We start from the raw sequence: 24,885 nt of genomic DNA on the forward strand, positions 1-24,885 counted from the left end.
GCGCATGGCTTTCGACAACGGCCCACCGTGGGGAGATGGCGGACGAAGCAACTTCACACGCTTCACCGTCTGGCTGATCGAGCACGGCGTCGCCGTCTCCCATTCCAGGCCTCTGCATCCGCAGACGCTGGGCAAGGAAGAGCGCTTCCACCGCTCGCTCAAGGCCGAAGCGATGGCCGGACCTGCTTTCGAAAATCTCGATCGCGCGCAGAAAGCCTTCGATGCCTGGCGCGACCTCTACAACACCGAAAAACCTCACGATGGCCTCAAGGGTTGCGTTCCCCTCGACAGATACACACCCTCGCCGCGATCCTTCTGCGAGGCCGTCGAAGCTTTCGACTACCCACAAGACGCCATCGTTCGCAAGGTCCAGAAAGAGGGCCGCGTCGCCTTGTGCGGCTACATCCTGCGCCTCTCCAAGGCATTTGGAGGGAAAGCCGTGGCCTTCACCCCCACCGGCAAGGACGGCGTCTTCCAAGCCTTCTTCAGACATCAGAAAATAGAAACAGTCGACCTCAACCTCTGCAGACGATAAGTGACAAAACTGTTCGCGATGTCCTCGCACACCTGTTCGCGATGTCTCCGGTCCAAACAGGGGGGAGATCGGCAGCTTTGCTGGTAGCGCTTTTCCTGCGGTGTGGAGATTGGCGAAAGCAGGACGGACAGCCAATCTCCCCGCTTGCGGGGGAGATGTCCGGCAGGACAGAGGGGGGTGCTGTCCCACCGGCTTTGCCAATCGGCCGATCCCCGCCAAATCGCCCTACTTCGTCTCGCCAATCCTCTCCGCCTTGTCGAGATTGTCCTTGCCGATGACGATCGGCGTCAAAAGCACCAGCTTCTCCTGCGGCTCGGTCTTGTCCTTGGCAAAGGCCACCGCGATGCGCACCGCGGTGCGCGACTGCTCGCCGGGAAACTGCTCGACGGTGCCCGCAAGCTTGCCGTCGCGCACCGCGACCAGCGCTTCCGGCAGTGCATCGAAGCCGTAGATCTTGACGTCGGTGAAGTTGCGAGCGGCGCAGGCCTCCATGGCGCCGAGCGCCATGTCGTCATTGGCGCAGACGATGGCGTCGGGCTTGCCGTTGGCGGCAAGGCCGGCCTCAGTCACCGACAGCGCCTCGGCGCGGGCGAAGTTGGCGGTCTGCTCGAAGACGATCTGATACTTGTCCTTCAAGGGATCGAGCACATTGTGCACGCCCTTGTTGCGGTCGATCGCCGGGCCGGCACCGGGTTGGCCCTGCAGATGGAACAGCTTGGCGCCGTTCGGGAACGCCGCCACCACGGCGTTGGCTTCCGCCTCGCCGCCCTTCACATTGTCGGCGCCGACATGCGCGAGGATGCCCTCGACGCCGTCGACGCGGCGGTCGATCGTCACTACGGGAACACCGGCCTTGACCGCTTCCTCGATGGCCGGCGCCAGTGCGTTGACGTCGAGCGGCGAGATGACGATGGCGTTGACCTTCTGCACCAGGGCGGCCTCGATGTCGGCGGTCTGCTTGGTGGCCGAGTTCTGGCCGTCGCTTTCGGTCAGATTGACGCCTTGCGTGGCGGCTTCCGCCTTGATCTCGTTCAGCATGTGCACGAAGAACGGAAAGCCGAGACTGGGCACCGAGCCAAGGATGGTGAGCTTGTCCTGCGCAAACACCGAGGGCGCGGCAACCATCATGGCGCCGAAAGCCGCGGACGACAGCAGGAATTCACGTCTGTTCATGGGATCCTCCTCCACAAGGACGCACGCCCGAAAACCGGATCGGTTTCAGGAAGGATCATGCGTCGGTTCAAAGTGTGGAGCATCCTCCCTGCGCCCGAAAACGCATGCCGCTCCAGCTGGCCGCCGCTGTAAAAAGAGCCTCCCACCGACGCCTGCACAGGGATGCTAACCCAGCGCCAACCATTTGTGCAACCTCGATATAACAGCGCCGTCCGGCAAATTATCGGAATTGTCGGATTTTTGGATCGTGCGGCATGCTTCCCAGCACAGTAGACACGGCGCTTCGCCTCCTGCGGCCTATTTGGCGTTGACTGACTTCATATTCCTTGTTGAAAGGCCATCGTTAAATGTGTATAAATACACATGAAAAGCGCCGACATTATCCGCCTGTTGGAAGCTGATGGGTGGGTTGAAGTTGCCCGAAGGGGCAGTCATGCGCAATTCAAACACCGCGACAGGCTAGGGCGGGTCACCGTCCCTCATCCCAAGCGCGATATTCCAATAGGCACCCTGCGCAGCATCGAAAAACAATCTGGACTGAAACTGAGGTGACGGCCATGAAGCAGTATATCGGACTTATCCATAAGGATGCCGACAGCGACTTCGGTGTGTCTTTCCCTGATTTCCCAGGCGTGATTACCGCCGGCAAGGATCTGGATGACGCCCGGTCCATGGCTGAAGAGGCCCTCGCCCTCCACATCGAAGGGTTGGTCGAGGATGGCGGGGCTGTTCCTGAACCCTCCAGTTTGGAGGCTGTGATGGCGGACGCCGATAATCGCGACGGTGTTGCAATCCTGGTCTCGGCCCAGACCCAGACCAGGAAAACAGTGCGTATCAACGTGACGCTTCCGGACGACATTCTCCAAAGGATCGATGCCTTTGCCGAAGCTCATGGCTATACCCGATCCGGGTTTCTCGCAAAGGCCGCTGAAAAAGTGATGGCGCTTGAAGCGGCGTGACCCGATGAAGCCGCAAATCATCTGCCATATGCTCGCATCACTCGACGGCAGCCTTCATCCAAGCCGCTACACGACAAGTCCGGACGGGACCCGGGCGGAGTGGTCGAGCCTCTACGAGCATATCCACAATGATCTCGCGGCTGACGCCTGGATCGTCGGCCGCGTCACCATGGCCGAGATGAGCAAGGCCGGCGCGCATCCGCCGGCCAATACCGGCAAGGTCGACCGGCCCTATCATTTCGCGCAAAGGGATGCGGGCAGTTATGCCGTGGCGCTCGATGCCTCGGGCAAGCTTCATTTTTCCAAACCCGACATCGGCGGCGACCATGTCGTGGTGCTGCTTGGGCGTGACGTTGCCGACAGCCATCTGGCCGAGCTCGCATCCGACGGCGTGTCCTATATCGTCGCGGAAACGGCGGATATGGATCTCGCCGCGATGGTCGAGGTGCTCGGACGCGAACTCGGCATCCGCCGGCTGCTGCTCGAGGGCGGTGCCGGCATCAACGGCTCGTTCCTTGCGGCCGGGCTCGTCGATGAACTGAGCCTTCTCGTCGCACCCGCGATCGATGGACGGGCCGCGAACCAGGCGTTCGTCGAGTTCGGCGAGAGTGGCCTGCCGGGCAAGATGCAGTTGTCCCTGAAGAGCTGCGAAGCGCTGGCGCATGGACTTGTCCATCTGCGTTACGCAGTTACTCCTGGATGAGGGCTGACCGCCTCGTACAGAAGGGCCGGCAATCTGACTGAAGATTACCGGCCCCTGTATCGTCAGCTTCAGCGCCGATGCTTCAGTCGATCAAGCAGCGTATCGCATGGCGTCGAGATCGGCGATCAGCGTCGGGCCGGTCGGATGCCAGCCAAGCCGTAGCTGGGTCAGCGCGCTGGAGGCCGGCAGATCCATCGGCGCGAACATCGCCATCCAGCCGAAATGCTCCGCCGCTCTTTCCGGCGCGATGGAAACGACCGGCAATTTCAGGCCCCGGCCAAGCGCCTCGGCGATGGCCCGCACCTCGACGCCTTCCTCGCCGACCGCGTGATAGCGCGCGCCCGGTTGCCGCTTTTCCACGGCCAGCCGGTAAAGCCGCGCGACGTCGAGGAGATGGCCCGCGGAGAAGCGGTTGCGGCCTTCGCCGACATAGGCCGAGACGCCTTTTTCACGCGCGATTTCGATGAGCGGCGAGATAAGCCCTTGCTTGACCGGATTGTGGACCTGCGGCAGCCGCACCACCGACACATTGATGCCGGCGTCCAGCAAGGCATTGCCGGCCAGCTCCGAGGCGATGCGCGGATTGGGATGGCCGGGATTGAAGACGTCCTCGATCGCCAGTTCGCCATGCCCGGGGCTGCCCATGCCGACGCCGGAGGTGATCACCAGCGGCCGGTCGGAGCCGGCCAGGGCGGCGCCGAGTGCGGCGATGACGCGCTTGTCCTTTTCGCAATTTTCGGCAAACCGCGAAAAATCGTGGTCGAACGCTGTGTGGATCACAGCCTCCGCCTTGGCCGCGCCGTCGCGCAGCCCCTCGGGATCCTCGAGCGTCCCCCGGAGCACTTCGGCGCCCGCGGCGGCCAGCGCCTCGGCGCCGGCGTCGGAGCGGGTCACGCCGACCACCTGGTGGCCCGCCTGGATGAGTTCGGGAACCAGCGCCGAACCGATGAAACCGGTCGCGCCGGTGAGAAAGATACGCATGCAAAATCTCCTGCACTAGTTGCCTGCGTAATATTGCTGGTCTATTATTCTATTAAAGTAGTGATCTTATCATGGTATAATGACTAACAGGATGCCCTCCAATTCCGCCGGCTCGCTGGCAGCGTTCCTCAAAGACCGGCGCACGCGGCTCGATCCGGCTTCCTTCGGCTTTTCGGGCCGCCGACGCACGCCGGGACTGCGCCGGGAAGAGGTCGCCCAGCGCGCCAACATAAGCCCGACCTGGTACACATGGCTGGAGCAGGGCCGCGGCGGCGCACCCTCGGCCGATGTCCTCAATCGCATCGCCAAGGGGCTGCTGCTGACCGAGGCGGAACGCGAACATCTTTTCATGCTCGGGCTGGGGCGCCCGCCCGTGGTCCGCTACAGAGGCGACGAGGGCGTCAGCCCCCGGCTGCAGCGCCTCATCGACACACTCGATGCCAGCCCCGCCATAGTCAGGACCGCCACCTGGGACGTCGTTGCCTGGAACCGCGCCGCGCGGGTCGTGCTGACCGACTACAGCGCCCTGCCCGAAGGCGAGCGCAACATCCTGCGTTTCATGTTCCTGCGCCCCGTCATCCGCGCCAAGCAGCACGATTGGAAAAACCTCGCCCGTTTCGTGGTCGCTTCGTTCCGTGCCGATGCGGCACGCGCCGGCGCTGTCTCCGAGGTGCGCGAACTCGTCGACGAGCTCTGCAGCGCCAGCCCGGAATTCGACGCGCTGTGGCGGGAAAACGACGTGCTCAGCCACGGCGACGGGACAAAGCGCCTGAAACACCCGGAACTCGGCGATATCGAGCTGGAATATTCGGGCTTCGCGGTCGACGGCCGGCCGGATTTGAGCCTGACCGTCTACAACCCGGTCGACAGCGCCGTCGCCGACCGCATCCGCGCGCTGGCTCTCGCCCGACACCCCAAAGAGTAAGGGCCGGACGACCCGTCCGCGGGGATGACGCCCGCCCTCCTTCAAGCGCGCTCGCAGACCGCCTTCAGGATTTGCAAGGTCGGACCCCAGTAGAGATTGGCGTGCGGACGGATCGCCGGTTCGGCGAAGTCGCTGAGCGTCAGCGTCAGCTTCGTCCCCCCATCCATCGGCGCCAGATCGAAGCTGACCACGGTGTGGTTTTCGGGCACGTCCGCCAGCCGCGAGGCCGACAGCGTGCTCCAGTAGCCGTACGCGAAGCTCTTTTCCGGCTCAAAAGCGCGGATGGTGCCATGGTTCTCGAACGGCATTCCGTGCAGCAGTCCGCGCATCACGATCGCGCCGCCGGCATGCCCTTGCAGGCTGACGGTCAACTCCTCGTCGGACATCCATTGCGGGATCATTTCTGGCGTCGTCAGTATCCGCCCAACCTTGGCCGGCTCGGCACCGATGACGACTGTCTTGGTGATCGGCGAGATGTCGGGAGACTCACTCATGCGAAGCAAGTTTATCGCGGATGCGGCGGCGACAATATCGCCGGTCCAAGAACCGCGGATGCCGCCACTGCCCCCTTGCTTTGCGCACGATTGCAGCAGCGCGTCTTGCGAAGCCATTGCAGCCCGTGGCATTTGTCGGCTCCACCAGCACAGACGGCAGCATGACACCACGGCAGACACGACAAAGCGGCAGGCAGGCGGCGCCCGGCGTCAGCCTGAACCGGGCGCTGTCGAAGCTCGGCCTGTGCTCTCGCACGCAGGCCGAGGTGCTGATCGCCGAAGGCCGCGTGCGTGTCGGCGGCAAGGTCGTGCGCGATGCAGCCCTGCGCGTCGACCTCGACCGCGACCGCATCGTTGTCGACGACAGGCCGGTGGTTGCCGAGCGCAAGGTCTATCTCGTCCTCAACAAGCCGCGCGGGCTGGTCACCACCCGCGACGACCCGCAACAACGCGACACCGTCTATGCCTGCCTGGAAGGGCTCGACCTGCCCTTCGTCTCCCCGGTCGGTCGCCTCGACAAGGCGAGCGAAGGCCTGCTGTTGATGACCAACGACACCCGGTTTGCCAACCGGCTGATGGATCCGGCCTCGCATTTGCCCAAGACCTATCACGTGCAGATCGGCATGGTGCCGGACGCAGCGATGCTGGACAAATTCCGCGCCGGCGTGACCGTTGATGGCGAGACCCTGAGCGCCAGTTCGATCGAATTTTTGCGCAGCGGCGGCCGCACCGCCTGGCTGGAGATCGTACTCGACGAAGGCCGTAACCGCCACATCCGTCGCCTGCTCGCCGCGCACGGCGTCGAGGTTCTGCGCCTCATCCGCATCGCTATCGGCCGCCTGCCGCTCGGCGACCTCGCCAAGGGTACGGCACGGCATTTGACGCCGGAGGAACTGGAGCTGCTGGCGGGGTGAGCCCCGCCTGCGCTGGTGCAGGCGCACAGCAATCCTTCCTGACGGAAAGCTGTCAGGAGGCCTGCCCTATAGGTCGGATGGGAGCCCGCCACGGCTTCAACGATCAGGAGCCAAAGCAATGAATTTCGTCTCTATCCGCATCATCACTTCGGACGTTCAGCGCCTCGTGCGCTTCTACGGCGAGATCACGGGCATGCCCGTGACGGTCTACACGGAAGACTTCGCGGAACTGGCGACACCGGCCTGCACGCTGGCGATTGGCAGCACGCGCACCTTGAAGCTGTTCGGCGGCGACATCGCCCGCCCCGCCGACAACCGCACCGTCATCCTTGAGTTCCGCGTCGGCGACGTCGATGCTGAATTCGCCAGGCTCTCGGACCTCGTCAGGAATGTTACTGTGCAGAAGCCAACCACAATGCCCTGGGGCAATCGCTCGCTGCTGTTTCGCGACCCCGATGGCAATCTGTTGAATTTCTTTACGCCGGTGACCGCCGAAGCGATCAAGAAATTCGACAGATAGGGCGGAAGCGGCGCCGCTGGCCAAAGCCGCCCTATTTCTGGTTCCATTTCCGGATGACCGGCTCGCTCAAATCATGCTCGTAGCCGAGCACGCTGATGCTGGCTGTTTCGAGCACGAGCAGCGCGCCGCCTTCGGGCGGCAGCCCGATCCAGCGCGCCGCCAGCACGCGCAAAAAATGCGCGCTGGAAAACACCAACATGTCGGCATTGGCCTTGCGTAACCCGTCAATGATCCTGTCGGCCCGCGCGCCCACATCGGCCGCCATCTCGCCCTTTGGACAACCATCGCGAAACACATTCCAGCCGGGGCGCTCGGCCAGGATCTGTTTTGTCGTCAGCCCCTCATAGGCGCCATAGTCCCACTCCTGCAGATCGTCTTTCTTGACGCTCTGCGCGCCGAAGCCGGCCAATACGCTGGTGTTGTAGGCGCGCTGCGACGGGCTCGACCATACGGCCGAAAAGGACAGGCCCTTGAGCCTATCCGCGACGCCCCGCGCGGCGGCCTCGCCAACCGGGGTCAACGGCATGTCGGTGCGGCCGGTATGCTGCCCCGAAAGGCTCCATGCCGTCTCGCCATGCCGGACCAGATGGATTTGGGGATACACGCTGCTCATGAGATGCCTTTCGATGTGGTCCGGCACCTTAAGCGACGATGCGGCAAAGGGGAATCCGCTTGGTACAAAACTGCGTGGTCGCCTGGCCTTGATCCGCGGCGGGCCGGCCCTGTGATCATCCTGGTGCCGCAACTATATCAAGGCCAGCCTCTACAAGGCTCCCGCCACCACAAGGGCACGGGCCCTTGCACAACAAGTCGAGATCATCATGTACAAACATCTGCTCATCGCCACGGACGGATCGGAACTGGCCGACAAGGGCGTTGCCCACGGCCTGACATTGGCCAAGGACCTCGGCGCCTCCGTCACCTTCGTTACCGTCTCGGAACCATTCCCGATCTTCGCCTGGGGCGGCGCCATGGCCGGCTATGCCGCCGGCGATGAGCTCGTCGCCTACAAGGAAGAGGCAGGCCGCTATGCCAAGGAAGTGCTCGCCAAATGCAAGGCGTCGGCGGACGCCGTTGGCGTGGCCGCGGAGGTGGTCCATGTCGAGGACAAGCGGCCCGCCGAAGCCATCCTGGAACTGTCGCAGGCCCTGCGCTGCGACCTGATCGTCATGGCCTCGCACGGCCGTCGCGGACTGGGCAAGCTGCTTCTCGGCAGCCAGACGGCGGAAGTGCTGTCCTACACGGAGATTGCGGTGCTGGTGGTGCGGTAACAGATTGTACGGATTCAATCCGTACCATATAATAGCAGACAAAGGAGATAGCCATGCCTCGCAACGTCGGTGATAACGGTCGAATCGATTTCCGGATTCTGCCCGAAGCGAAAGCCGTGATCGCACGTGCGGCCGCCTTGTCGAATGTCGGCCTGACCGAGTTCGTTACGCGCTCCGCACTGCGTGACGCCCAGGCTGCGATCGAACGCGCCGAACATCTTGCGCTGTCAGAACGGGACAGTCTGCGCGTCCTCGACCTGCTTGAAAACCCGCCCTCCCCGACCAACCGCCTTATCCGCGCCGCCAAAGCCGGCCAGACTCTCGCGTGAACTCCGTCACATGGCAAGAAGTGCCGATCGGGAGACAACATAACCGTGCCGCCTTCGACTGTGGCGACGCGGACCTCAACATCTATTTGCAGCGCTTTGCGCGTCAAAGTCATCAAAGCGGTGGCGCAAAAACTTTCGTCGCCGTGACGGCGCAAGATCCTTTGCGCATCCTCGGCTTCTACTCTCTCAGCCCGGCTTCGATCGACTTTGCCAGGACCCCGGCAGTCGCCAAACGCGGCCTTGGCCGCTATGACGTGCCGGTCTACCGTCTGGGTCGGCTCGCCGTAGACCGTACGATACAAGGCCGCGGCCTTGGCGGCGGTTTGCTGCTCGCCGCCGGGAAGCGCTGTATGGCAGTCGCGGAGGAGCTCGGCGGCGTTGCCTTGCTAATCGATGCCAAAGGTGACCAGGCTGCCCACTGGTATGAAGGTTACGGTGCGATCCGTCTGGATGACGCGCCGCTGTCCCTGGTCCTGCCTTTCGCCGCGATCGCCAAGGCGAGAGCTGCATTCTGAACGCCTGCCGCAAGCTACAGAATACCGTCCTCCACAAGATAGACACCCAGCGCCAGCAATCCGACGAAGAAGACTTTCCGGAAGGTCTCGATGCTCATCCTCCGGCGCAATGCCTGGCCGGCGAACATGCCGGCCAGCGCCGGCGCAAGGGCTGCGACCGATCCCGCCAGTTGCGCGCTCGGCGACGCCAGGGCACCGGTCCTGAACAGCCCGATGGCGAGCGCCGCCGTCGACACGGTGAAGGATAGGCCGAGCGCCTGGATCAGGTCTTCTTTCTCCAGCCGCAGCGATTGCAGATAGGGCACTGCCGGGATGACGAAGACGCCGGTGGCGCCGGTGACCAGCCCGGTCGCCACCCCGACCAGCGGTGACATCAAGGCTTCGTGGCGCACCGGCGTGGTGAAGCCGGCCTTGGCGAGGCCGAGGATCGCATAGAGCACCAGTGCGGCGCCCAGCCCGGCCGAAGCCGCGCCCGTATGCGTGCCGGTCAGCAGCCCGGCACCGGCAACGGTGCCGAGCATCACGCCGGCCATCATCGTCCATAGCCGCTTACACAGGCCGCCGAAGGACGGGCCGGTCAGCAATTGCCAGAGATTGGTGACCAACGACGGGATCAGCAGCAGCGCCGCGGCCTGCGCAGGCGGCATCGTCACCGCCAGCAGGCCCATCGCAACGGTCGGCAGCCCCATGCCGACGACGCCCTTGACGAAGCCGGCGGCGAGGAACACGGCGCCGATCCAGGCGAGGACGCCGGCGCTCAGCATGGTCGTATCTTCAAGGCGGGATCAGTCATGCAGCAGCATATCGGTTGCGTCGGCATCCAGGCTGGCGGCCTTTGCCGGCGCCGCATCGCGGCTGGTGGATACGACCGTCGCCGCGCATCCCCGCAGGCCTGATCCCGCTGGCGCCATGGCAAGGCCAGCCACGGCAATGGCCAGCACGATCGCCGTGCTTTCGAGAATGCCGAGCCGGCCTGACGTTCGTTTGTTCATCACAATTCTCCTTCGAAACTGTTTGACGAAGATCCCGGCCGATCACAATGTGGAAGTTGTGCTGCCAACCTTCGGCCAGGACGAAGGCTGGAGGGCCGATCGCCTTCCCGGGCGCTGAATATTCGCAGGAGCAAAAGAATGCGCTTCGATCTGGTCGATCTCCGCCTGTTCCTGCTGGTGGCCGAACGCGGCAGCATCACCCATGGCGCCGAGCTTGCCGGCCTGGCCCTGGCGTCGGCCAGCGCCCGCATCAAGGGCATGGAGGAGCGGCTCGGCGCGCCGCTGCTGGAGCGCCGCCGCCGTGGTGTGGTGCCGACGGCAGCGGGACAGGCGCTGCTGCATCATGCGCGCGCCGTGCAGAACCAGATCGAGGCCATGACCGGCGATCTGGCCGCCTATGCCACGGGCCTGCGCGCCCGCGTCCGGCTGCTGGCCAACACCGCCGCTACAGCCGAGTTGCTGCGCGACATCCTGCCGGCTTTCCTTGTCGCACATCCCCAGATCGACATCGATCTCGACGAGCGCCCCAGCCATGAGATCGCGCAAGCCGTGGCCAATGGTGCGGCCGATCTCGGCATCGCCGCAACCTGGGCCGGCCTGTCGCATCTCGAACAGAAACCGTTCTTCACCGACCGGCTGGTGGTGATCGCCGCGCGGAACCGGCCCGGCCTTGAAGGCCGCACCGTCAACCTCACTGAGGTTCTCGGCGAATCTTTCGTCGGCCTCAGCACCGGCCATGCGCTGCAGGAGCACATCACGCGCCAGGCGGCCCGCCTTGGCGGCCATCTGCATGTCCGCATCCGCGTGCCTGGTCTCGACAATGTCTGCCGGCTGGTCGCGCAAGGCGCCGGCATCGCCATCGTGCCGGAAAGTGCGGCGGGTCGTTCCGTGCGCACACTGCGGCTGACCGACGACTGGGCGACGCGCCAGCTCAACCTCTGCGCCCGCCGCTTCGAAGAGCTGACGCCACAGGCAAAACTGTTGGCGGCAGCGCTGGTCTGAGCCCTGACAGCGACCACCTATCCCCAGTAGCGCTGAATCATTGCCTTGCTTTTCCAATATCCGTGACGTAGCTTGTTTGCACATTAGCAAAAAAATCGCCAAAGTTTTTTCCTTTTGTGAAAGACGGGGACTTTGCGAGAACATCTCGATCTGACCGATCGGCGGCTGGTCAAACAGCTGTCGCAGGATGCACAGCCGGGCATCAACCGCATCGCGGAGATATTGGCGATTTCGGTGCCGACGGTGCGCACGCGGTTGCGCAACCTGCTCGACCGCAACCTGCTCAAGATCGTCGGCCTGCTGAATCTGACCGAGCGCCCCGAGCTGATCTCGGCCATTGTCGGCATCAATGCCCAAGGGCGCGGCCGGGCTCGCGAACTGGCGCAGCGCATTGCCGAACTGCCCTTCGTCAACTCGGCCTCGGTGGTCACCGGGCGCTTCGACATCATCGTCGACGTGACGGTGGCCGGCGACGTCGCCGACCTCTACCGCGTCACCAGCGAGTTGATCCCCGGCGCCGGCGAGCCCGGCGAAGTCGTGCGCAGCGAGACCTTCGTGGTCATGGCGTCCTGCAACAAATGGGTCAGCCTGCCGGAAGGCTGCTGGTCGGACGACCGCAAGGAGCCGGCATGAAGATCGCGGTACTCGGCGGCCTCGGCCTGCAAGGCCGGGCGGCAATCGCCGACCTTTTTGCCAGCGACGGCGTCGAGGAAATCGTCTGCGTCGACACGGCAGCGGATGGCCCGGCCCGGCTTGCCGGCCTGACCGATCTTGCCCGTGTGCGCTTCGTCGTGCCTGAAGGCGCGATCGGCCCGGCGCTGGCCAATGTGCTTGATGATGTCGACGCCGTCATCGACCTGTTGCCGCAGCCATTGATGCGCGAGGCGGTGCAGGCCGCGATCGCCACGCGCACGCCGCTGGTCACCACCAACTACGCCAAGTCGATCGCCGATCTGGCGCCGGCCGCCGAACAAGCCGGCGTCTCGATCATGACCGAATGCGGGCTCGACCCCGGCATCGACCTCGTACTCTACGCGCGCGCCGCCAGGCAGTTCTCTTCGATCACCGCGATCGATTCCTATTGCGGCGGCATCCCCGAGCCGAAGGCGATGGCCAAGCCGCTGTGCTACAAGGTGAGCTGGAATTTCGACATGGTCCTGGTCAGCCAGAACCGCGACAGCGTGATGATCGAGGGCGGAAAGCGCGTCGCGGTGCCGGCCGGCCAGCAGCACGACAACCCTTTCATCCATGAGATCGAGGTCGCGGGCCTGGGCAGGCTGGAAGCGTTCCCAAATGGCGATGCGCTGCATTATGTCGAGATGCTGGAGGCAGCCAAGGGTCTGCGCCGTTCCGGCCGCTACACGCTGCGCTGGCCGGGATGGTCGGCCTTCTGGGCGCCGCTAAAGGAGCTCGGTTTCCTCTCTGAGGACAAGGTGCCCGGCACCTCCAACAGCCCGCGCGAATTCCTCGGCCGGCTGCTCGGCCCGCAACTGCAATATGGCCCCGGCGAAAAGGATCTTTGCGTGATGCGCAATGTCTTTTCCGGCCACGAAGACGGCCGCGCCAAGACGGTGACGTCGGACCTGATCATCGAACGCGACCTGGCTTCCGGTCTGTTCGGCATGAGCCTCGGCGTCGGCTATCCCGCCAGCATCGTGGCGCAGATGCTGGCGCGGCGCGAGATCACCAAACCCGGCCTGCTCAACCCGCTGCTGGACGTGCCTGACGAACCCTTCTTCGACGAGCTTGCCAGACGCGGCATCAAGGTCACCGAGACGGTGGCCTGGGACTGAGGATTTTCGAACGGTGGCTGCCGCCGGCAACGGCGCTGCCGCTCAAAAAGCACCCCAAAGGGTGAAAAACAACGAAGACATGGAACAATAAAACAAGGAGGACTACCAAATGAAGATTGCGAAGCTTTTCATCGCCGGACTTGCGCTCGCCGGCCTTACCACTGCTGCCTCAGCCGGAACACTGGACGACATCACCAAGCGCGGCGAACTGCGTGTCGCCGTGCAGACCCAGGGACCCCCTTTCTCGCTGGTTGGCGCCAATGGCGAACGCACCGGCAGTTCGGTTGAACTGGCCGAACTGATGGCCAAGGAAATGGGTGTGAAAATCACCTTCCTCGATTTCGACTGGGATGGTCTGATCCCGGCGCTGCTGTCAGGCAAGGCCGACCTTCTGGTCGCCGACATGACACCGACGCTGGCGCGCGGCATGAAGGTCGCCTTCACCACGCCTTACATGTACACCGGCAGCACCGTCTTCACCAAGGCCGACAGCAAGTTCAAGACCACCGAAGACTGCAAGGCCAAGGGCACCAAGATCGCCGTGCTGCTCGGCGCCACCGGCGAGAAGGAAGCCAAGAAAGCCTTCCCCGACGCCGACATCAAGAGCTACAAGGGCGGCGGTCCGCTGCTGCTCGACGCCGTCAACAACGGCCAGGCCGATTGCGGCGTCAACGACGTCTCGGCGGTCAAGGGCCAGTCGACCGCCTATCCGGCCGGCAGCTTCACCATCATGCCGGACCTTCTGTCGAAGGAGCCGCTTGCCTTCGCCACCCGCTATGACGAGCCGGACCTGCTGGTCTGGATGAACCTGTTCCTCAACCAGGTCACCATCGACGGTCGCCTGCAGAAGAACCTCGACTACTGGGTCAATTCCGACGCCTGGAAGAAAGACCACTAAGCAGCGATAAAACCCAGGCGGTTTCGCGCGCGTCTCAAGCGCCGCGAAACCGCCTGGAATTTCGCTTCATCCGTCGTTTCCTGCACTCTGGGGATTGCACCCAACGATGCTCGAAAATTTCAGTTTCCGCACCATCGTCGAATACCTGCCGCTGTTCGGACAGGGCCTGATCACGACCGTCTGGCTGTCGGCGCTGTCCTTTGTAGGGGCGCTCATCGTCGGCATCGTGCTGTGCGCCATGAATCTGCAGCGCGGCTGGCTGTTTCGTGTGCCGGCCAAGGCCTATATCGATGCGGTGCGCGCCACGCCCTTGCTGGCGCAGCTCTATTTTCTCTATTTCGGCCTGCCCCGGCTCGGCTTCGTCCTGCCGGAACTCGTCGTCGGCATCCTCGCGCTGTCGTTGAACAGCGGCGCCTATATCGCTGAAATCATTCGCGCCGGTATCTTGTCGATCCCGCGCGGCCAGGTCGAGGCCAGCGTCGCCTCGGGCATGACCTATGTCCAGCGCATGCGCCTTGTCGTCCTGCCGCAAGCCTTCAAGGTGACGATCCCGCCTCTGCTTGGCCAAGCCATCGTGCTGGTCAAGGATTCCGCCCTTCTGTCGCTGATCTCGGTTGCCGAACTGACGCGCGCCGGCCAGTTGCTCGCCTCCGACCGCTTCATGCCGGCCGAAGGTTTCCTCACCATCGCGGCCTTCTATCTGCTGCTCTATTACGGACTGAAGGGACTGGCTGGCGTCTCCAGCCGCTGGCTCGGCACGGCGGGGGCGCGGACATGATCTGGCAACAACTGCAAAGCCTCGCCGGCTCCTATCCGCTGGCCCTGCGCGGCCTCGGCATGACCGTGATGCTGTCGCTGATCAGCCTTGTGCTCGGCACCTTGCTCGGCTTCGGCCTCGGCATCCTGCGCACCGGCGGCAACCGGCTGATCTCGGGCTTGATCGGGGCCTGGGTCGATCTGATCCGCGGCACGCCATTCCTGGTGCAGATCTTCCTGATCTTCTTTATCCTGCCGGAGTTCGGCATCGAGCTTGACGCCTTCACCGCCGGCATCATCGCGCTGACCAATCTGGCCGCCTGCTTCATCTGCGAGATCGTCGTCGCCGGCATCCGCTCGGTACCGACCGGCCAGGTCGAGGCGGCGCTGGCGTCCGGCCTGTCGCGCTGGCAGCGCATGCGCCAGGTGGTGCTGCCGCAGGCGATGCGCATCGTGCTGCCGCCGCTGGTCGGGCAATATGTGCTGCTGATCAAGGATTCTTCGGTCGTCTCCGCCATCGGTCTCACCGACCTCACCCGCGTCGGCTGGCTGGTGGTGCAGCGTGTGCCCAACGGCCTCTTGGTCTTCTTCCTCGTCGGCGTCGGCTATTTCATCGTATGCTATCCGCTGATCATGCTGGCCCGTCGGCTGGAGCAGCGCATGGGCGCGGCACATGGCGAGGTGCAGTTGTGACTTCCAACCCCAAAGGTCCAGAAAACATGACCACAACGGGCCTTGCCAAGACCGGTATGATCGACTTTCGCGGCGTCAACAAATGGTTCGGCTCGCTCAACGTGCTCAAGGACATCACGCTCAGCGTCGAGCCGCGCGAAGTGGTCGTCGTCTGCGGCCCGAGCGGCTCGGGCAAAAGCACTCTGATCCGCTGCGTCAACGGCCTGGAGGCGATCAAGAACGGCGACCTCGTCGTCGACGGCCAACGCCTGGGCGACCCCGCCACCAACATGACGCAGCTGCGCACCGAGATCGGCTTCGTCTTCCAGTCGTTCAACCTCTACCCGCATAAGACGGCACTCGAGAACGTCACGCTAGCCCCCATCCATGTCCGCAAGATCCCGCGCGCCGAGGCTGAAAAAGCAGGCCGTGAATTGTTGGCCAAGGTTGGCCTCGCCGACAAGGTCAATGCCTATCCCGCACAGCTCTCCGGCGGCCAGCAGCAGCGCGTGGCGATCGCGCGTTGCCTCGGCATGCGGCCCAAGATCATGCTGTTCGACGAGCCGACCTCGGCGCTCGATCCCGAGATGATTTCCGAAGTGCTCGACGTCATGGTGGCGGTCGCCGAGGAAGGCATGACCATGATGGTGGTGACGCACGAGATGGGCTTTGCCCGCAAGGTCGCCCAGCGCGTGGTGTTCATGGACGCCGGCGCCATCGTCGAAAGCGGCACGCCGGACGAGTTCTTCTCACACCCAAAGACCGACCGCAGCCGCGCTTTCCTGAGCAAGATTCTCAGGCATTGATTTCACGCCTTATAAGACATGCTTCTTTTTCGGCGTATCGACGAACCTCCGTTTGGGCAATGCGGGGCTTCCGTCATTGACGACATAGCGCAAACGCGCTGCAAGCCGTGCTTCCGCTTCAGGCCAATCCTTGAGACTTACCGGAAGCCGCGCGATGAGCTTCAGTTTGCGATCGTAAAGACCCACATGGACGATAGGAATGACGACGACAACGACAATGACTTGTCCAAAGCCTGCCAACTCGGAGAGTGGGATCGTTTTGTTTCTGAAGAGACGGCGGTAGATGATGTTTTCGCCTTCGATGCTCCAACGTGCGTATTGGACAGCAATCCCGGCCACCATGAGACCGACAAGGAAAACACCGATGACCACTCCGGACCAAAGCTCGGCCGGGGTCTGCGCTTCGGGATGCATGAAAATACCATAGATCATGGCTGCCAATGCGCCCCCGGCGCCCAGACAAACAAACCATCCCAGCGTTCGTTTTGCTGACCCGGTCTTGAATACGAGATCATTCTGCATAAGATTCCACCTGGTTCACTGTGACCGCGGGTAGCGGGAACCCCGCGACGCATTGGATGTCGAGCCGGTCTTCCCGGCGCTCCTTAAGAGCCAGGTTCCCGTCGGCAGTACACTGCGGTAGATGCAAAAGGGATTGCGGTCGATCCCCACTCTCAGCGTTCCGGACCCTTTTGCAGACCATCATGATCGGCGCCAGGTGCCAAGTCACGCGAGATGGGTCACGAACGCTGGCAGGCCGCCCCGCCGTCTGAGCAGCACGATGGCGAGGAAGGCGATCACGCCGCTCGCGGCGACGACGACCAGCACCCACAGCGAATTGGCGACGGACGTCCGCGCCATCATGAAGGCAAGCGCAAACGGCGCGAAGGCCGAGGTGAACTGACGGGCAGCGCTCGCCCATCCGAGCCGCGCACCATAGCCCTCGCGGCCGAAGAGTTCGAGCGGCAAGGTTCCGCCGACGATGCTGGTGAGGCCGGAACCGAGGCCGAACAGCAATACGAACAGGAAAGCGCCTGGCAGCCATGGCGTCGTCAGGAGCAGTGCGCACAGCCCTGCTGTGATCAGCGATGCGGCGATGACGGCAAGGTGCGTCTGCTGCAGCCGCCCGCCAAACAGCATGTTGATCAGCCGGCTGGCGACCTGCGCCGGTCCGAACAGGGTCGAGACGAAGAGGCCTGCGGTTCCGAGCCCCAGCGCCGCCGTCAGCGGCACCATGTGGATGAGGATCGCCGACAGCACGAAGCCCTCGGTGGCGAACCCCGCCAGCAGGAGCAGGAAGGCGGTCCGGCCGCGCCGGGCATCAAGCCGCGTGCCCGCTTCATCGGGGGCGGACCCGCGCTCTTGCGGCATGACTGCTGCATGGCGGCGCGACAGGCGCATCAGCCACGCGTGGATCGGCAGGCATAGGCCGAGATTGAGAGCGGCGAACAAAAGATAGACCGCGCGCCATGTCAGATGCGCATGCAGCGCCGAAGTCAGCGGCCAGAACAGGGTCGAGGCGAACCCGGCGATCAGCGTCAGATGGGTGATGCTGCGCTGCGGTCGGGGAACCCCGATCTGCACGATCGCAACGAAGGCGGCGCTGTAAAGAACGAAGCTGGAGGCCAGTTCCATCGCCAGCAAGGCCACAACGAAGCTCACGCGGTCGGGCGCGACGGCGCACAGCGCCAGCGCCACGGCTGCCGCCACCGAGCCGACGGTCATGATGCGGCCGGCGCCGAAGCGGTCGGCCCACCGCCCGGCAGTCGGCGCGAACAGGCTGCCGGCAAACAGCGAGGCCGTCAGTGCGCCGAACACCCAGCCTTCCGTGAGCCCGAACTCCCCAGCCATTGCCGGCGCCAGGATCGAGAAGCTGTAATAGAGCGTGCCGTAGCCGATGATCTGGGTCAGCCCAAGCGCCCAGATCGCCTTGCGCAGGACGGATCGTTCAGGCATCGGCGCCGACCGCCATATTCTCTCGCGTCTCGGTGGCCGGCGCGGTGGCGCAGCCGCAGCCCGATGCACCGGTTGCCTTGGCGTCCGCATCCCTGACGCAGCAGGCATCGACAGCGGCCGGCGCGGGCCCGCCACAGCAGCCGGCGCTTGCCGCTACCGTCACGACACCGACGGCGCTGCACACGCCGGTCTCCGGCAGCACCAGCCGGACCTCGCGGGCCGCGGCATGGTCTCCGGCAATATCGGCCACCACCGAGCGGACTTGCTCGTAGCCGGTCGCCATCAGGAAGGTCGGGGCACGGCCGTAGGATTTCGAGCCGACGATGGTGAAGCCCGGTTCGGGATGGGCGAGCTCTGCAACGCCATGCGCGGGAACCGTGCCGCATGAGTGGAAGTTTGGATCGATCAGCGGCGCCAGTGCCGGCGGCGCCTCGACGGCGGGATCAACCGCGATGCGGATTTCGCTCAGGAACGACAGGTCTGGCCTGAAGCCGGTGGTGACGACGATGCGGTCGATAGCCAGGTTGAACGGCTTGCCACCCAGGCTGGCATCGACAACAAGCCCCTCGCCCTGCGTCTTGATGCCGTTGACGGCGAAGGGCGCCAGCATGTTCAGCCTGCCATCCGCCATCGCCTGCCTGGCCGCCAATCCAAGCGCGCCGCGTTCCGGCAACTGGTCGTTCAGCCCGCCGCCGAGCAATCTCTCGATGCTGGCGTGGCGCAGCGCCCAGAAGATTTCGGTGCCAGGCGCCGCATCCTGCAGCTCCATCAGCGCCAGCGCGACGTTGATGGCCGAGTGCCCGCCGCCGATGACCAGGATGCGCTTGCCCGCATAGTCTTCTCTCGCCTTGCCGAGCACGTCGGGAATGCCATAGGCGATGCGTGCCGACGCCTCGCCTTCGCCGGAAACCGGCAGCCCGTCGACGCCGATCGGATTTGGCCGCCACCATGTTCCGGACGCGTCGATGACGGCGCGCGCGAGAACGCGGTGTTCGCCGCCGGCATCGCGATAGCGGATGACGAAGGGCGCGTCCTTGCGGCCATCATTGGCGACCTTGTCGTGTCCCTGACGGGTGATCGCGGTGACCTCGGCGCCGAGCTTCAAATTGGCGGCGATCGCGGGAAGCCGGCCAAGCGGCGTCAGATAATCGCGCACGATCTCGCCGCCGGTCGGCAGGCCCTGGCTGTCCGGCGCCGTCCAGCCGGAGCGGTCGAGCAGCGCCCGCGCCGCCGTATCGATGTTGTATTTCCATGGCGAAAACACCCGCACATGGCCCCAATCGAGCAGCGCCGCACCCACGCTTTCGCCGCGCTCCAGGATCAACGGACGAATGCCGCGCTCGACCAGATGCGCCGCGGCTGCCAGCCCGACCGGGCCGGCGCCGATGACCGCGACGGGAAGGTTTGCCATCATGTCCATAGGTTCGATCCTTCCGGTATGTTCGAATTATAAGTGCAAAAAAATCAAGCCAGCGCTTTGCCGACGGCGGGCGCGCAGACGGCGTCAGCGCAGCACTCGTCGGCGAGATAGCCGATCAGCGCATTCATGCCGGGATAGTTGGCGCGGCAGATCAGCGTCGTCGCTTGCCGCTCCTGCGTGACAAGCCCGGTGTCGACCAGCCGTTTGAGGTGATGCGACAGCGTCGAGGACGGAATGTCGAGCTTGCCCTGGACGCTGCCGACGGCAAGCCCGTCGTCACCGGCGCGCACCAGGATGCGATAGAGCTGAAGCCGCGTCGGATTGCCGAGTGCTTCAAGCTGGGCAGCTGCTTTTTCGAGTTTCATGGAAATAAACTACGCGGCACTTTTCGCGCCGTCAACTTAATTTCGAAAATATGGAAATAACATCAGCCGGCGCGTTTGCCCGAGGCGCCTGTGACCACCTCGCCATCCTCCTTGGTGAACGCACCGATCTCCGGGTTGGGCAGGACGTCCAGCACCTTTTCCGACGGCCGTGCAAGGACGACGCCGAGCGGGCTGACCACGATCGGCCGGTTGATCAGGATCGGATGTGCCAGCATGAAATCGAGGATCTGCTCGTCGGACCATTTCGGGTCGGCAAGGCCGAGTTCGGCATAGGGGGTGCCCTTTTCGCGCAGCAGGTCTCGCGGTGTGATGCCCATCGCGGCGATCAGTTCGACCAGCCTTTGTCGCGACGGCGGCGTCTTCAGATATTCGATCACCTCCGGCTCCTCGCCCGACTGCCGGATGATGGCCAGCGTGTTGCGCGACGTGCCGCAATCGGGATTGTGATAGATAGTCATAGTCATTTCGCGGCCCTTTCGCCGGACATGGTGTTGCGAACGGATGTTCCTTGTTCGTACCAGCCCTTGCTGTGGTTCACGATCCACACCACCGACAGCATGACCGGAACCTCGATGAGCACCCCGACCACGGTGGCAAGGGCCGCGCCCGAATTCAGCCCGAACAGCGCGATCGCGGCGGCCACCGCCAGCTCGAAGAAGTTCGACGCGCCGATCAGCGCCGATGGTCCAGCCACGCAGTGCCGCTCGCCGCTGAGGCGGTTGAGCAGATAGGCAAGACCGGAGTTGAAATAGACCTGGATCAGGATCGGCACTGCCAGCAGCACGATCACCAGCGGCTGCGCAATGATCTGCTCGCCCTGGAAGCCGAACAGCAGTACCAGCGTCGCCAGCAAGGCAATCAGCGACAAGGGCTGCAGCGTGGCAAGCAGGGCATCGAGCCCGACCTGTCCCCTCGCTGCCAGCAGCCGGCCACGAACTAGCTGCGCGACGATCACCGGCGCGACGATGTAGAGTGCGACCGACAGCATCAGCGTGCCCCATGGCACTGTGATCGCCGACAGGCCGAGCAGCAGGCCGACGATGGGGGCGAAAGCGACGATCATGATCGCGTCGTTGAGCGCCACTTGCGAAAGCGTGAAATTCGGCTCGCCGCGCGTCAGGTTCGACCAGACGAAAACCATCGCCGTGCAGGGCGCCGCGGCAAGGATGATCAGCCCGGCAATGTAGGAATCGATCTGCACGGCGGGCAGCCATGGCCGGAACAGCCAGCCGATGAAGAGCCAGCCCAGCAGCGCCATCGAGAACGGCTTCACCGCCCAGTTGATGAACAGCGTCACGCCGATGCCGCGCCAATAGGTGCCGACCCTGGCCAGCGAGGCGAAATCGACGCGCAAGAGCATCGGCACGATCATCAGCCAGATCAGCACGGCGACAGGAATGTTGACCCTGGCGATCTCGGCCGACGCGATGGCTCCGAACACGCCCGGCAGCAGATGGCCAAGCGCGATGCCCGTGACGATGCACAGTACAACCCACACCGTCAGATATTTCTCGACGAAGCCGATGCCGGGCCGCACCGCCACAGCTGCGTTCAAAGCATGATCGGTCATGATGGCTTTCCTTGTTCGAACGGGGCGCGGCGGACAGTCACAAGCCCCTCAGCAGTCACAGGTCACGGCATTGATGACGGGACGGCAGAGCTCCGGCGCGCCATTGCAGCAATCTTCCATCAGATAGGCCAGCAGGTCGCGCAAGCCGGTCATATCGGCGACATAGCGCACGGTCCTTCCGTCGCGTTCGGGACGGATCAGCCCGGCATGGGCGAGCACCTTCAGATGCGCCGACATGGTGTTCTGGATCGTGTCGAGCCTCGTTGCGATCCCGCCCGCCGGAATGCCTTCCGGGCCGGCACGCAAGAGCAGGCGGAAGACATCCAGCCGCGTCTCCTGGCCAAGCGCGGCCAGCGCGTTCAAAGTGTGCTTCTTATCCATATATCTGAATCCTTGGATTTATGGATACCTGGATATCGACTTCCCCGCCATCTGTAAAGCCTGTCCGCCGCTACGATGTGACGGCCAGCACCTTTCCCGTATCGTGCTGGCGCACGAAATCCACGCGGGCGCCGTCCCAGTGGTAGCTGTAGTGGCGGCCCTGGACTGGAATGGTAATGACATCGGGCCAGAAGATGCCGATGCAGCCGCCGCCCGGCATGCGCACGCTGTTCCATACCAGTCCGTCGCTGCCTTCGGCCCGCAGCGCCCGCCCTTCCGCCTGCGAGGCGGAATAGTCGTCCGGGTCGAGCACGCCGGGCACGGCGTTGACGTCATCGAGGTCGCGGTCGACGCTGCCGATCAGCACGCGGAAATCCGCCGTCCAGCCCGGCCCCTCGTTGGTGGCACGCATGAATTTCTGGTGGTGGTGGATGGTCTCGGCCAGCGCGACGTCCTCGCTGTCGCCGGCATAGTAGATGCCGTAGCTGCCATCCGAAAAGCGTCCCGGCCGCAGCGTCGAGCAGTGCAGGAAGGGCGCCATCACGAAGCTGGCGCCGGGGCCGGAAACCCGCCTTGCGGCCGACACCTTGCCGAGATCGCCGATCTCCAACCTTATGCGCGGGTTTGTCTTCGCCTCGACGGCGGCAAGCGCCTCCCAGTCGCGGGGGTCGGCAATGTCCTCGAAGAGGTCGATCGGCGGATGGATGGAGCGGATGATGCGGAAGGTCTGGTGCCAATGGACGCCGCGCCGGACCGCAAGCCCACTCACCATGCACTACGCTCCGCATCGAGCCATTCGCGCATCGCCGAGAGATCGGAGATTTCGCCGCGCAGCATCAGGTCCAGCGCCGACTGGCCGCCGAAGGTGGCATTGGGCTTGCGTATCCAGGCATAGCCGCGCGCCGGCTCCGTGAACAGATAGCGCAGGCCCTTATGGATGCCCATCAGATGCGCCAAGCGGGTGCGCAGGTCGCGGTCGATCCTGCCGACGCCGCCTTCCTTCGCCCCAGTCTTCCAACGCGCCCAGGTCCGCGCCGACATGCCGCCGAGCAGGATGCAGGCCTCCAGGTCGGTGAGATTCCAGGCCTTGAACAGATTGACCGTGGTGCGCGCCAGCGCGCCAGCTTCTTCATCCGAGATAGCGGCTCCGACCGTGGCCGGCGTGGTGACGATGGACTGAAGCTGCATTTTGTGCCTCGCTGTTGGCAGACATATAGCATGTATTTGCCAATTGGCAAGATAAGTCCAACCGCATCTGATGGGAAGAGGATGGCGGGACGTGGCAGGGTTTGGGTTCCTCGCCCCACGGAAGTGGGGGAGAGGAATCCAAGTCCTGGAAGGTTGCCGCCAGTACCCCGCCTACTCCGCCGCCTCATACCCCGCGATGCCCTTGATCTCCAAAAAATCCTCGAGCCCGTATTCGGCATATTCGCGGCCATTGCCCGACTGCTTGTAGCCGCCGAACGGCAGGCCGGCGTCCCACTGCGGATAATTGATGTAGACATTACCGGTGCGCATGCGCGCCGCGACTTCGCGCGCCTTCTTCATGTCCTTGGCCTGGATGTAGGAAGCGAGGCCATAGACGGTGTCGTTGGCGGTCTCGACCACCTCGTCGACGCTGTCATAGGGCATGATCGCCAGCACCGGCCCAAAGATCTCCTCGCGCGCGATGCGCATGTCGTGGGTGACGTCCGCGAACACCGTCGGCCTGACATAGTAGCCGCGGTTAAGCTCGGCCGGCCGGCCTGGGCCGCCCGCTACCAGCGTCGCACCTTCATCGATGCCGGCCTGGATCAGGTCCTGGATCTTGTCGAACTGAACCTGGCTGACGACCGGGCCGAGCTTGGTGCCGGCGGCGTCAGCGGGGCCGACGGTGAACTTTTCCGCAGCCGCCTTGGCATAGCCGGCCGCCTCTTCATGGCGGTCGCGCGGCACGAACATGCGCGTCGGCGCGTTGCAGGACTGGCCGCTGTTGCTGAAGCAGCCGGCGACGCCCTTGCTGACGGCGCTTGCGAGGTCGACATCCCCGAACAGGATGTTGGCCGACTTGCCGCCAAGCTCCTGGTGCACGCGCTTGACCGTATCGGCGGCGGCCTTGGCCACCAGGATGCCGGCGCGGGTCGAGCCGGTGAACGACACCATGTCGATGTCGGGATGGCTGGACAGCGCCTGGCCGACGCCCTGTCCGTCGCCATTGACGAGGTTGAAGACGCCCTTCGGCACGCCGGCCTCGTCCAGGATTTCGGCGAAGATGATGGCGTCGAGCGGCGCGATCTCGGAGGGCTTCAGCACCATCGTGCAGCCAGCAGCAAGCGCCGGACCGACCTTGCAGGTGATCTGGTTGAGCGGCCAGTTCCACGGCGTGATCAGCCCGACGACGCCGATCGGCTCCTTGACCACCAGATGGTTGCCCTTGACGTGGCGGAATTCGAAAGTCTTCAGCGTCTCGGCCATTTTGGTCAGATGCGCCAGCCCAATGCCGACCTGGCTGTCCAACGCCATCTGGCGCGGCGCGCCCATCTCGCGTGACACAGCGACGGCAAGATCGCCACTGCGCTTCTTGTAGACCGCGATGATGCGGTTCAGCAGGTCGAGCCGCTCACCAACCTCTGTAAAACCAAAGCTGTTGAAGGCGCGCTTGGCGGCAGCCACCGCCTTGTCGACATCGGCCTTGGAGCCTAGCGAAATCTGCGCAAAGGCGTCCTCATTCGAGGGATCTATGACGTCCAATGTGTTGGGCACAACAGGATCGACCCACGCGCCATCGATATAGAATTGCAGATTGTGTGACATGGTTTTCTCCTTGGCCGCATGGCCGCGCCGGGCCGTCATATCTGGCTGGAGATAACGATGCACAAACGCCGCTGTCAAACGCAACCCCCGAAGTCGTTGAGCCAGTGCGGCAGTGATTGAGCCAGAGCGGTTGGGCCAGCG

33 protein-coding genes are annotated in these 24,885 nt (G+C 64.0%); 17 read left to right on the plus strand and 16 right to left on the minus strand.

From position 1 onward, the window contains the following. On the plus strand, positions 1-535 hold a 535-nt coding region (locus NKJ37_RS07940; protein ID WP_352773540.1), incomplete at its 5' end, for an integrase core domain-containing protein. A 225-nt stretch (positions 536-760) separates the two neighbouring features. Here the strand turns inward: NKJ37_RS07940 and NKJ37_RS07945 are convergent. Beyond that, complete coding sequence (locus NKJ37_RS07945; protein WP_128305608.1) at positions 761-1,708, minus strand: substrate-binding domain-containing protein; 948 nt, start codon at positions 1,706-1,708, stop codon at positions 761-763. A 363-nt stretch (positions 1,709-2,071) separates the two neighbouring features. Between NKJ37_RS07945 and NKJ37_RS07950 the strand changes: the two genes are divergently transcribed. From NKJ37_RS07950 to NKJ37_RS07960, 3 genes are read left to right on the plus strand one after another with little or no spacing between them, the layout of a single operon-like run. After that, complete coding sequence (locus NKJ37_RS07950; protein ID WP_127326556.1) at positions 2,072-2,260, plus strand: type II toxin-antitoxin system HicA family toxin; 189 nt, start codon at positions 2,072-2,074, stop codon at positions 2,258-2,260. 5 nt (positions 2,261-2,265) lie between these two features. Next, positions 2,266-2,667 (plus strand): type II toxin-antitoxin system HicB family antitoxin, encoded by a 402-nt coding sequence (locus NKJ37_RS07955; protein ID WP_128305606.1) that lies wholly within the window; start codon positions 2,266-2,268, stop codon positions 2,665-2,667. Positions 2,668-2,671: 4 nt separating this feature from the next. Next, positions 2,672-3,370 (plus strand): RibD family protein, encoded by a 699-nt coding sequence (locus NKJ37_RS07960; RefSeq protein WP_352443114.1) that lies wholly within the window; start codon positions 2,672-2,674, stop codon positions 3,368-3,370. Between the two features lie 90 nt (positions 3,371-3,460). Here the strand turns inward: NKJ37_RS07960 and NKJ37_RS07965 are convergent, their stop codons facing one another. Beyond that, on the minus strand, positions 3,461-4,351 hold the full coding sequence (locus NKJ37_RS07965) for an SDR family oxidoreductase (RefSeq protein ID WP_352443115.1): 891 nt from the start codon (positions 4,349-4,351) through the stop codon (positions 3,461-3,463). A 91-nt stretch (positions 4,352-4,442) separates the two neighbouring features. Here NKJ37_RS07965 and NKJ37_RS07970 point away from each other — a divergent pair, with 91 nt between their 5' ends. Beyond that, a complete protein-coding gene (locus tag NKJ37_RS07970) occupies positions 4,443-5,276 on the plus strand; it encodes a helix-turn-helix transcriptional regulator (RefSeq protein WP_352443116.1) in 834 nt (277 codons plus the stop codon). Between the two features lie 41 nt (positions 5,277-5,317). On the opposite strand, the gene NKJ37_RS07975 is transcribed toward NKJ37_RS07970, so the two are convergent. Continuing rightward, positions 5,318-5,770 carry an SRPBCC family protein gene (locus NKJ37_RS07975; protein ID WP_352443117.1) on the minus strand — a complete coding sequence of 151 codons (453 nt, stop codon included), beginning with the start codon at positions 5,768-5,770 and terminating at the stop codon, positions 5,318-5,320. A gap of 161 nt (positions 5,771-5,931) precedes the next feature. On the opposite strand from NKJ37_RS07975, the gene NKJ37_RS07980 reads away from it, so the two are divergent. Then, a complete protein-coding gene (locus NKJ37_RS07980) occupies positions 5,932-6,684 on the plus strand; it encodes a pseudouridine synthase (protein ID WP_352443118.1) in 753 nt (250 codons plus the stop codon). 118 nt (positions 6,685-6,802) lie between these two features. Beyond that, positions 6,803-7,204: a VOC family protein gene (locus NKJ37_RS07985; RefSeq protein WP_352443119.1), complete on the plus strand. Its 402-nt coding sequence runs from the start codon at positions 6,803-6,805 to the stop codon at positions 7,202-7,204. Between the two features lie 31 nt (positions 7,205-7,235). Here the strand turns inward: NKJ37_RS07985 and NKJ37_RS07990 are convergent, their stop codons facing one another. Next, positions 7,236-7,817: a histidine phosphatase family protein gene (locus NKJ37_RS07990; protein WP_352443120.1), complete on the minus strand. Its 582-nt coding sequence runs from the start codon at positions 7,815-7,817 to the stop codon at positions 7,236-7,238. 208 nt (positions 7,818-8,025) lie between these two features. On the opposite strand from NKJ37_RS07990, the gene NKJ37_RS07995 reads away from it, so the two are divergent. From NKJ37_RS07995 to NKJ37_RS08005, 3 genes are read left to right on the plus strand one after another with little or no spacing between them, the layout of a single operon-like run. Continuing rightward, entirely contained in the window at positions 8,026-8,475 is a 450-nt protein-coding gene (locus NKJ37_RS07995; protein WP_023813270.1) for a universal stress protein, read from the plus strand. A 53-nt stretch (positions 8,476-8,528) separates the two neighbouring features. Continuing rightward, the gene (locus NKJ37_RS08000) at positions 8,529-8,804 is read left to right on the plus strand and encodes a type II toxin-antitoxin system TacA family antitoxin (protein WP_352610826.1); all 276 of its coding nucleotides are present in this window, start codon (positions 8,529-8,531) and stop codon (positions 8,802-8,804) included. Then, positions 8,801-9,319, plus strand: coding sequence for a GNAT family N-acetyltransferase (locus tag NKJ37_RS08005; protein WP_352610827.1), 519 nt, complete (start codon positions 8,801-8,803; stop codon positions 9,317-9,319). Before NKJ37_RS08000 ends, NKJ37_RS08005 begins: the two co-directional genes overlap by 4 nt. 14 nt (positions 9,320-9,333) lie before the next feature. On the opposite strand, the gene NKJ37_RS08010 is transcribed toward NKJ37_RS08005, so the two are convergent. Together NKJ37_RS08010 and NKJ37_RS08015 are read right to left on the minus strand one after the other, a co-directional pair. Next, positions 9,334-10,083 (minus strand): sulfite exporter TauE/SafE family protein, encoded by a 750-nt coding sequence (locus NKJ37_RS08010; RefSeq protein ID WP_023813267.1) that lies wholly within the window; start codon positions 10,081-10,083, stop codon positions 9,334-9,336. Between the two features lie 21 nt (positions 10,084-10,104). Further along, positions 10,105-10,311: a hypothetical protein gene (locus NKJ37_RS08015; protein ID WP_023813266.1), complete on the minus strand. Its 207-nt coding sequence runs from the start codon at positions 10,309-10,311 to the stop codon at positions 10,105-10,107. Between the two features lie 138 nt (positions 10,312-10,449). Between NKJ37_RS08015 and NKJ37_RS08020 the strand changes: the two genes are divergently transcribed. From NKJ37_RS08020 to NKJ37_RS08050, 7 genes are all read left to right on the plus strand, one after another. Further along, positions 10,450-11,313, plus strand: coding sequence for a LysR substrate-binding domain-containing protein (locus NKJ37_RS08020; protein ID WP_352773544.1), 864 nt, complete (start codon positions 10,450-10,452; stop codon positions 11,311-11,313). Between the two features lie 132 nt (positions 11,314-11,445). After that, a complete protein-coding gene (locus tag NKJ37_RS08025; RefSeq protein ID WP_023813263.1) occupies positions 11,446-11,946 on the plus strand; it encodes an Lrp/AsnC family transcriptional regulator in 501 nt (166 codons plus the stop codon). Continuing rightward, positions 11,943-13,106 (plus strand): saccharopine dehydrogenase family protein, encoded by a 1,164-nt coding sequence (locus tag NKJ37_RS08030; RefSeq protein ID WP_352773547.1) that lies wholly within the window; start codon positions 11,943-11,945, stop codon positions 13,104-13,106. Before NKJ37_RS08025 ends, NKJ37_RS08030 begins: the two co-directional genes overlap by 4 nt. A 109-nt stretch (positions 13,107-13,215) precedes the next feature. Further along, a complete protein-coding gene (locus NKJ37_RS08035; RefSeq protein WP_023813261.1) occupies positions 13,216-14,004 on the plus strand; it encodes an ABC transporter substrate-binding protein in 789 nt (262 codons plus the stop codon). Positions 14,005-14,110: 106 nt separating this feature from the next. Continuing rightward, positions 14,111-14,782, plus strand: a complete 672-nt coding sequence (locus NKJ37_RS08040; RefSeq protein ID WP_023813260.1) for an amino acid ABC transporter permease — start codon at positions 14,111-14,113, stop codon at positions 14,780-14,782. Continuing rightward, positions 14,779-15,453, plus strand: a complete 675-nt coding sequence (locus NKJ37_RS08045) for an amino acid ABC transporter permease (RefSeq protein WP_027035301.1) — start codon at positions 14,779-14,781, stop codon at positions 15,451-15,453. The genes NKJ37_RS08040 and NKJ37_RS08045 overlap by 4 nt, the downstream gene beginning before the upstream one ends. A gap of 26 nt (positions 15,454-15,479) precedes the next feature. Next, positions 15,480-16,238, plus strand: coding sequence for an amino acid ABC transporter ATP-binding protein (locus tag NKJ37_RS08050; RefSeq protein ID WP_023813258.1), 759 nt, complete (start codon positions 15,480-15,482; stop codon positions 16,236-16,238). Positions 16,239-16,247: 9 nt separating this feature from the next. On the opposite strand, the gene NKJ37_RS08055 is transcribed toward NKJ37_RS08050, so the two are convergent. The 10 genes from NKJ37_RS08055 to NKJ37_RS08100 form a co-directional block, all read right to left on the minus strand. Beyond that, positions 16,248-16,760, minus strand: coding sequence for a hypothetical protein (locus NKJ37_RS08055; RefSeq protein ID WP_352773550.1), 513 nt, complete (start codon positions 16,758-16,760; stop codon positions 16,248-16,250). Between the two features lie 204 nt (positions 16,761-16,964). Beyond that, positions 16,965-18,194, minus strand: coding sequence for an arsenite efflux MFS transporter ArsK (gene arsK / locus NKJ37_RS08060; RefSeq protein ID WP_352773552.1), 1,230 nt, complete (start codon positions 18,192-18,194; stop codon positions 16,965-16,967). After that, complete coding sequence (locus NKJ37_RS08065) at positions 18,187-19,614, minus strand: NAD(P)-binding domain-containing protein (protein ID WP_352773555.1); 1,428 nt, start codon at positions 19,612-19,614, stop codon at positions 18,187-18,189. The genes arsK and NKJ37_RS08065 overlap by 8 nt, the downstream gene beginning before the upstream one ends. 44 nt (positions 19,615-19,658) lie before the next feature. Continuing rightward, complete coding sequence (locus NKJ37_RS08070; RefSeq protein ID WP_127294920.1) at positions 19,659-19,979, minus strand: ArsR/SmtB family transcription factor; 321 nt, start codon at positions 19,977-19,979, stop codon at positions 19,659-19,661. A 62-nt stretch (positions 19,980-20,041) separates the two neighbouring features. Beyond that, positions 20,042-20,464 carry an arsenate reductase (glutaredoxin) gene (arsC, locus tag NKJ37_RS08075; RefSeq protein WP_352773558.1) on the minus strand — a complete coding sequence of 141 codons (423 nt, stop codon included), beginning with the start codon at positions 20,462-20,464 and terminating at the stop codon, positions 20,042-20,044. After that, a complete protein-coding gene (gene arsB / locus NKJ37_RS08080; protein WP_502901981.1) occupies positions 20,461-21,570 on the minus strand; it encodes an ACR3 family arsenite efflux transporter in 1,110 nt (369 codons plus the stop codon). Before arsB ends, arsC begins: the two co-directional genes overlap by 4 nt. A 48-nt stretch (positions 21,571-21,618) precedes the next feature. Beyond that, complete coding sequence (locus NKJ37_RS08085; protein ID WP_352443134.1) at positions 21,619-21,951, minus strand: ArsR/SmtB family transcription factor; 333 nt, start codon at positions 21,949-21,951, stop codon at positions 21,619-21,621. A gap of 70 nt (positions 21,952-22,021) precedes the next feature. Further along, positions 22,022-22,723, minus strand: coding sequence for an RES family NAD+ phosphorylase (locus NKJ37_RS08090; protein WP_352773561.1), 702 nt, complete (start codon positions 22,721-22,723; stop codon positions 22,022-22,024). Then, on the minus strand, positions 22,717-23,139 hold the full coding sequence (locus tag NKJ37_RS08095) for an antitoxin Xre/MbcA/ParS toxin-binding domain-containing protein (RefSeq protein ID WP_352443136.1): 423 nt from the start codon (positions 23,137-23,139) through the stop codon (positions 22,717-22,719). Before NKJ37_RS08095 ends, NKJ37_RS08090 begins: the two co-directional genes overlap by 7 nt. A gap of 171 nt (positions 23,140-23,310) precedes the next feature. After that, positions 23,311-24,744: an aldehyde dehydrogenase family protein gene (locus tag NKJ37_RS08100; RefSeq protein WP_352773564.1), complete on the minus strand. Its 1,434-nt coding sequence runs from the start codon at positions 24,742-24,744 to the stop codon at positions 23,311-23,313. Between the last annotated feature and the right edge of the window lie 141 nt (positions 24,745-24,885).

Source organism: Mesorhizobium sp. M0140 (assembly GCF_040322475.1).
Taxonomy (GTDB): domain Bacteria; phylum Pseudomonadota; class Alphaproteobacteria; order Rhizobiales; family Rhizobiaceae; genus Mesorhizobium.

Coding starts and splice junctions, on each gene's coding strand:
- NKJ37_RS07985 (WP_352443119.1), top strand. CDS start 6,803: ATGAATTTCGTCTCTATCCGCATCATCACTTCGGACGTTCAGCGCCTC.
- NKJ37_RS08100 (WP_352773564.1), bottom strand. CDS start 24,744: ATGTCACACAATCTGCAATTCTATATCGATGGCGCGTGGGTCGATCCT.
- NKJ37_RS08035 (WP_023813261.1), top strand. CDS start 13,216: ATGAAGATTGCGAAGCTTTTCATCGCCGGACTTGCGCTCGCCGGCCTT.
- NKJ37_RS08070 (WP_127294920.1), bottom strand. CDS start 19,979: ATGAAACTCGAAAAAGCAGCTGCCCAGCTTGAAGCACTCGGCAATCCG.
- NKJ37_RS08015 (WP_023813266.1), bottom strand. CDS start 10,311: ATGAACAAACGAACGTCAGGCCGGCTCGGCATTCTCGAAAGCACGGCG.
- NKJ37_RS08065 (WP_352773555.1), bottom strand. CDS start 19,614: ATGGACATGATGGCAAACCTTCCCGTCGCGGTCATCGGCGCCGGCCCG.
- NKJ37_RS08030 (WP_352773547.1), top strand. CDS start 11,943: ATGAAGATCGCGGTACTCGGCGGCCTCGGCCTGCAAGGCCGGGCGGCA.
- NKJ37_RS08020 (WP_352773544.1), top strand. CDS start 10,450: ATGCGCTTCGATCTGGTCGATCTCCGCCTGTTCCTGCTGGTGGCCGAA.
- NKJ37_RS08090 (WP_352773561.1), bottom strand. CDS start 22,723: ATGGTGAGTGGGCTTGCGGTCCGGCGCGGCGTCCATTGGCACCAGACC.
- NKJ37_RS07995 (WP_023813270.1), top strand. CDS start 8,026: ATGTACAAACATCTGCTCATCGCCACGGACGGATCGGAACTGGCCGAC.
- arsC (WP_352773558.1), bottom strand. CDS start 20,464: ATGACTATGACTATCTATCACAATCCCGATTGCGGCACGTCGCGCAAC.
- NKJ37_RS08000 (WP_352610826.1), top strand. CDS start 8,529: ATGCCTCGCAACGTCGGTGATAACGGTCGAATCGATTTCCGGATTCTG.
- NKJ37_RS08010 (WP_023813267.1), bottom strand. CDS start 10,083: ATGCTGAGCGCCGGCGTCCTCGCCTGGATCGGCGCCGTGTTCCTCGCC.
- NKJ37_RS08085 (WP_352443134.1), bottom strand. CDS start 21,951: ATGGATAAGAAGCACACTTTGAACGCGCTGGCCGCGCTTGGCCAGGAG.
- NKJ37_RS08055 (WP_352773550.1), bottom strand. CDS start 16,760: ATGCAGAATGATCTCGTATTCAAGACCGGGTCAGCAAAACGAACGCTG.
- NKJ37_RS07970 (WP_352443116.1), top strand. CDS start 4,443: ATGCCCTCCAATTCCGCCGGCTCGCTGGCAGCGTTCCTCAAAGACCGG.
- NKJ37_RS07980 (WP_352443118.1), top strand. CDS start 5,932: ATGACACCACGGCAGACACGACAAAGCGGCAGGCAGGCGGCGCCCGGC.
- NKJ37_RS07945 (WP_128305608.1), bottom strand. CDS start 1,708: ATGAACAGACGTGAATTCCTGCTGTCGTCCGCGGCTTTCGGCGCCATG.
- arsB (WP_502901981.1), bottom strand. CDS start 21,570: ATGACCGATCATGCTTTGAACGCAGCTGTGGCGGTGCGGCCCGGCATC.
- arsK (WP_352773552.1), bottom strand. CDS start 18,194: ATGCCTGAACGATCCGTCCTGCGCAAGGCGATCTGGGCGCTTGGGCTG.
- NKJ37_RS07990 (WP_352443120.1), bottom strand. CDS start 7,817: ATGAGCAGCGTGTATCCCCAAATCCATCTGGTCCGGCATGGCGAGACG.
- NKJ37_RS07955 (WP_128305606.1), top strand. CDS start 2,266: ATGAAGCAGTATATCGGACTTATCCATAAGGATGCCGACAGCGACTTC.
- NKJ37_RS07960 (WP_352443114.1), top strand. CDS start 2,672: ATGAAGCCGCAAATCATCTGCCATATGCTCGCATCACTCGACGGCAGC.
- NKJ37_RS08095 (WP_352443136.1), bottom strand. CDS start 23,139: ATGCAGCTTCAGTCCATCGTCACCACGCCGGCCACGGTCGGAGCCGCT.
- NKJ37_RS08040 (WP_023813260.1), top strand. CDS start 14,111: ATGCTCGAAAATTTCAGTTTCCGCACCATCGTCGAATACCTGCCGCTG.
- NKJ37_RS08050 (WP_023813258.1), top strand. CDS start 15,480: ATGACCACAACGGGCCTTGCCAAGACCGGTATGATCGACTTTCGCGGC.
- NKJ37_RS07975 (WP_352443117.1), bottom strand. CDS start 5,770: ATGAGTGAGTCTCCCGACATCTCGCCGATCACCAAGACAGTCGTCATC.
- NKJ37_RS07965 (WP_352443115.1), bottom strand. CDS start 4,351: ATGCGTATCTTTCTCACCGGCGCGACCGGTTTCATCGGTTCGGCGCTG.
- NKJ37_RS07950 (WP_127326556.1), top strand. CDS start 2,072: ATGAAAAGCGCCGACATTATCCGCCTGTTGGAAGCTGATGGGTGGGTT.
- NKJ37_RS08045 (WP_027035301.1), top strand. CDS start 14,779: ATGATCTGGCAACAACTGCAAAGCCTCGCCGGCTCCTATCCGCTGGCC.